Genomic DNA, 1,254 nt, shown 5'->3' with positions numbered 1-1,254 from the left:
ATGCCGGACCGCCGCTCCGCCGGCGCCGTCGTCCCCTCCTCGGCGGTCACCGGCGTCATGCCTTGATCAGCCCGGCGTCGCGCAGCGCGTCGGCCGCGGCGGCGACCGTGCCTCCGGCGTCCAGGTGCCGTACGACGGCCCCGAGCAGCGGGTCCGTCGGCACGGCCCGCTCCAGGGCGATCGCTTCCAGCTCCGCCGCCTCGTCGGGGGCCTCGCCGATCCGTTCGGCGAGCCTGCGCGCGTCCGCGTCGCCCCACAGCTCCGCGAGCTCCACCCGCCGGTCCCGCAGCTCGTGCGCGGGCACCCCCAGCACGGCGGGCGCACTCCCGGGCGCGAACCGCACCCCCGCCCAGGATCCGCCCTCGCCGGGGGCGTGCGCGTGCGTGTCGGGCCCGGCGACGAGCAGCCGCCCCTCCGACCAGAGCAGATCCATACAGCCGTCGGGCAGCACGGGGCCGGCTCCGGGACCGGCACTCCGCGTCCACACGACGGCGCCGGGGACGACCGAGGCGCGCTCCGCGTACATGTCTCCGAGGCTATGCCCCTGCGGGGTCGTATCCCTCCCCCACGGGGGCGACGTCCCCTGGGCGGGGGCCGGCGCGGGCTGACGCCCCCACACCCCCGAACAACCGTCCGCGGCCCGGCCCGTGCCGCTGCGCGGGAGCCTTTCCCCACCCCGCCCCTTCCCCGAAACCGGGGCAAGCCCCGGACCCCATGGGGCTGACGCCCCCAGTCCTCTCCCAGGGAGAGCGAACAGGTTTTGCGGGGGCTGCCGCCCCCACACCCCCGAGCGGCAGCTTCGCGCCGCGCTACGGCCCCTGCCACCCACCGACGGACCGGACACCGGCCCCGGCCCAGGGCGCGCACCACTGGGAGCCGACCCGAGCTACCGCCGCCCGGCCGCCCACCGACGGACCGGACACCGGCCCGGCTCAGGTGCCCGCACCACTCGAAGCCTGACCCGACCCGAGCTGCCGCCGCCGACGGACCGGACACCGGCCCGGCCCAAGGCCCGCACCACTCGAAGGCCGGCCCGACCGAAGCCGCCACCCAAGGCCGACTCGCCGCCCCAGCGTGGAGCTGCCCCCGCCCAGAGGCCTGACCACCGTCCCGCATGGACGGACCACCGGCCGAAGGGGCGGCACGGGCGGGAGGGGGGTGGGGTCGGAGGAGGGGGGTGTCCGGAAGTAAAGCGTCGCAACTCGCGCGCAGCGCGGTGAGGACAGCCATTCCGGACACCCCCCTCCGGAGGCC

The 1,254-nt window shown here is 77.7% G+C and carries 1 pseudogene; it reads right to left on the bottom strand.

The features are described 5' to 3' along the window. Positions 1 to 82: 82 nt before the first annotated feature. Positions 83 to 526, bottom strand: a pseudogene (locus tag ACWGH4_RS35220) (DUF6597 domain-containing transcriptional factor); the annotation flags it as partial. Positions 527 to 1,254: the final 728 nt, after the last annotated feature.

Source organism: Streptomyces sp. NPDC054847 (assembly GCF_053610925.1).
This window is presented reverse-complemented; position numbering and strand designations above follow the sequence as displayed.